3 protein-coding genes are annotated in these 3803 nt (G+C 62.4%); 1 reads left to right on the top strand and 2 read right to left on the bottom strand.

What is annotated here, in order from left to right; all coding sequences use genetic code 11:
* Nucleotides 1-62: 62 nt before the first annotated feature.
* Entirely contained in the window at nucleotides 63-2186 is a 2124-nt protein-coding gene (uvrC, locus tag VIW95_RS08200; protein WP_331585250.1) for an excinuclease ABC subunit UvrC, read from the bottom strand.
* A gap of 141 nt (nucleotides 2187-2327) precedes the next feature.
* Between uvrC and VIW95_RS08195 the strand changes: the two genes are divergently transcribed.
* The gene (locus VIW95_RS08195; RefSeq protein ID WP_331585247.1) at nucleotides 2328-3152 is read left to right on the top strand and encodes an SDR family oxidoreductase; all 825 of its coding nucleotides are present in this window, start codon (nucleotides 2328-2330) and stop codon (nucleotides 3150-3152) included.
* Between the two features lie 320 nt (nucleotides 3153-3472).
* On the opposite strand, the gene VIW95_RS08190 is transcribed toward VIW95_RS08195, so the two are convergent.
* Nucleotides 3473-3803, bottom strand: a 331-nt coding sequence (locus tag VIW95_RS08190) for an HAD family hydrolase (protein ID WP_331585245.1), incomplete at its 5' end; no start/stop codon positions are given.

The following is a 3803-nucleotide window of genomic DNA, read 5'->3' as shown; positions in this document are numbered from 1 at the left end:
GATTATACGCCAACACACACAGATAGCGCGACAAACGATATGTGCTTTAGGGAACTCTCAGCTCAATTGCGGACAGGCGCGTTATTGACTGGCGCGTCGCCTTGGTCGGCGGCAAACGCGGCCGCCTCGAGTGGAAGCGCTATCTGATCCGCCGCGTCCGCGATTTCCTCGACGTCGAGCAACGCCGTCATTTCGTCGAGGTGCTTGCGAATCCTGGCGGCAAGTTCGCGATTGAGTCCCTTCACCGCCGCGATCTCATCGGCCGTCGCTTCGCGAATCCGCTTGAGACTTCCGAAGTGCCGGAGCATCGCACGCCGCCGCACCGGGCCGACGCCCTCGATATCGTCGAGCACCGAGCGCAGCCGCGCGCGACGCCGCAGTTCGCGGTTGTAGGTGATCGCAAATCGATGCGCCTCGTCGCGAATCCTCACGAGCAGGAACAGCGCGGTCGAGTTTTTCGGCAGCACGATCGGATCCTTGCGCCGCGGAACGAAGACGCGCTCCTCCGACTTGGTCACTTCCTTCTCGCGACGATCGTTAAGAACGTGCTGCTTGGCGAGCGACACGCAATCGATCTGATCGAGCAGCCTGAACTCGCGCAGGACTTCAAGCGCGACGTTCAGTTGGCCCTTGCCGCCGTCGATGACCCACAAGTCGGGGTATATGTTTTCGCGCACCGCCCGTTCGAGCCGGCGCTTGAGCACTTCGTACATGCTGGCAAAGTCGTCCTGGCCTTCGAAACTGCGAATCCGGTAGCGGCGGTACAGATTCTTGCACGGCTCGCCTTCGTCGAACGTCACCTGCGAGCCGACCACCATCGAACCCTGCAGATTCGAAATGTCGTAGCACTCCATCCGCTTGGGCGAGTTGCGCAGACCGAGCTTGACGCGGAGGTCTTCGAGCATCTGCTCGCGGGTCTTCTCGTTGTCGCGCCGCGAGGCGAAGCTCTGGCGCGCGTTATCCATCGCCATTTCGAGCAGGCGGAGCTTCTCGCCGCGCTGCGGCTGAAAAACTTCGCATTTCTTTCCGCGCCGCTCTGAGAGCAGCTCCGCGCGCACCGCCGCGTCCTCGAGTTCGACCGGCACGATCACTTCGTCAGGAATGTTGCGCGCCCCGGAGTAATACTGCGTGAGCAGGTCGGACAAGATTTCGTACACCGGAAATTCCAGGTCCTGGAAGCTCCAGCCCTGCGTGCTGGTCAGCTTGCCGCCGCGGACGATCAGCACGATCGCCTCGATGTAGCCGCCTTCGCGATAGATTCCGAACACGTCCTGGTCGATTCCCCAGTGATGCAGGACGGTCTGGCGCTCGACGGTTTTCTCGATCGCGCGCACGCGATCGCGGATTCGCGCTGCCTGCTCAAACTCGAGCCGCGACGCGTGATCCTTCATCAGATCGCGCATCTCGCGGAGCAGTTCGAGATTTTTGCCTTCCAGCAGCATCTGCGCCGCGTGCAGATGGCGGCCATACTCTTCGCGATCTACAGCCAGGCAGCACGGCCCGAGACATCGCTTGATCTGATATTCGAGGCACGGACGCGAGCGATTGCGGAACACCGCGTCGGTGCAGGTGCGCAGCGGAAAGACCTTGCGGATGACGTCGATCGTCTCGCGCAGTCCGTCGGCCGAGCCGAACGGGCCGAAGTAGTGGCCGCCATCCTTGACAATCTTGCGCGTGACCGTGATTCGCGGCCACGCGTGATTGGTGATCTTCGCGCTCAGGTACGATTTGTCGTCCTTGAGGCGGATGTTGTACTTGGGCTTGTACTGCTTGATCAGATTGTTCTCGAGGATCAGCGCCTCCTTCTCGCTCGACGTGACGATTGTGTCGAAGTCGCGCACCCGCTTCATCAGGAAGCGAACCTGGTAGCGACCGTCGCCGCCCTCGCGAAAGTAGGCGCGAACGCGAGTGCGCAGCGATTTCGCCTTGCCGACGTAGAGCACCTTGCCTGCGCGATCGCGCAGCAGGTAGATGCCGGGTTCGGTCGAAGTGGCCGCTAGCTTCTGATCGATCGCTTCAGGTTCGTCTTCGAGAACCAGCAACTCGGGATTGACGCCGCTCTGCGCTGGCGAGTCCTTGGGATACTCGATCAGCGAACTGTACTCAGGGCCAGTCGGCTCGGTGCCGGGAGCTTCGGGCGGAGTGTCGTTGGCCTCGCGCTTTTCGTTTTCATCTTCGGGGAACATGACCGCCGGCTATTATATCATCGCGGTGCTGGTATCGCGCTGGTATCGCGCGCGCTACCCGACTCAGCTGAATCATTGCTATTGAGATTTTACGATCAACGTGAAGACGCCGCGCGACGAGCAGCGCGCAGGAGAAGTACAATGGGCAGAATCCAGGGAAAAGTAGCAGTGATCACCGGCGCGGCGAGCGGGATGGGCCGCGCGACGGCGCTCCGATTCGCGAAAGAAGGCGCGAGCGTAGTCCTCACCGATTTGAACTCGCAGGGCGGAGAGACTGCGGTGGCAGAATGCGCCGCAGCGGGCGGGCGCGCAGTCTTTCAGCGCACCGACGTCACCAGCGAGGCGGATATCAAGGCCGCAGTCGCGCGCGCGGTCAAGGAATTCGGGCGGCTCGATATCATGTTCAACAACGCGGGCGTCGCGGGGGCCGTCGGGCCGATCGAGAAAGTCGAATCGGCCGACTGGGACCGCACAGTCGCGGTGCTGCTTCGTGCCGCATACCTCGGCATGAAGTATTCGATCCCCGAGATGCGTAAGGCGGGCGGTGGTTCGATCATCTCGACCGCGTCAGTCGCGGGCTTGCGCGGCGTCGGCTATCTCGCCGCATACAGCGCCGCCAAGGCGGCAGTGGTGAACCTGACGCAGGCGGTCGCGATCGAAGTCGGGCACGACAAGATTCGCGTCAACTGCATCTGCCCCGGCGGCGTCAACACGCCGCTGATACATCGCGGCAGACCCGGCGCCGAGGAACGATCGGAAAAGTCGATGGCGAAGATGCAGCCGATACCGCGCGCCGGCAAGCCTGACGACATCGCCACGATGGCGCTCTTCCTCGCGAGCGACGAAGCGGACTGGATCAGCGGCACCGCGATGGTCGTCGACGGCGGCGTCAATACCGGCAACGCGCGCTTTCGGCTGGCAGGCCTGCCGGACAGCGGCTTCTCCGGGCCGTCGTTCGAGATGTGAGCAACGTTCGCTACAAGAGCGGCGGGCACGGCGGCCCGCCCCACTACGGCAGTTCGGAGGCTAGCACACGTCGGCGGCTCCGAGGGTCGGGGCTGTTGTTGTTCAGAGCGGGGCCGGCACTACCGAGGATCAAGCCGCAGCTCAGGGTCCGGCTAGGCATCCACTCTCGCGCCTGGGCTAAACCAGCCGAGGGGTCGCGGCCGAGCACCCGCAGGATCTTGTCGCGCGCCATCTCCACCGCCGCTATCAGCTCTTCCAGCTGAGCTCCGGTATTGAGCACTAGCAGGCAGTTGATAGAGGTCCGCTAAAGCCGCGTAAACTCAGCCGGAAAAATAGCACACCAGACTCGACAGCGAATGAATCTCGAGGTCCGGCTCCGGATCGCTCTCCCTGCGAACCAGTCCTCGTCGGTTCAGCCAGACGGCAATAATTCCGGCCGCTTTCGCCCCGGCTACATCGGTGTTGAGGCTGTCACCCACATGCCAGACGCTTTCACGCTCAACCTTGAGCTTATCGAGTGCGAGGCCAAAAACAGCTGCATCGGGTTTCGCTATGCCAACCTCGCCGGATATGACTACGATGTCGAACCAGCGCTCCAAATCCAAGTCGCGTAGCTTCTCGCGCTGAGTGTCAGAGGCTGCGTTCGTGACT

The sequence above is a fragment of the Binatus sp. (SeqCode) genome (genome assembly GCF_036522015.1).
In the GTDB taxonomy this organism is placed as follows: Bacteria; Desulfobacterota; Binatia; order Binatales; family Binataceae; genus Binatus.
Note: the sequence above shows the minus strand (reverse complement) of the source record. Positions and strands in the feature narration are given on the sequence as shown.

Coding starts and splice junctions, on each gene's coding strand:
- uvrC (WP_331585250.1), bottom strand. CDS start 2,186: ATGTTCCCCGAAGATGAAAACGAAAAGCGCGAGGCCAACGACACTCCG.
- VIW95_RS08195 (WP_331585247.1), top strand. CDS start 2,328: ATGGGCAGAATCCAGGGAAAAGTAGCAGTGATCACCGGCGCGGCGAGC.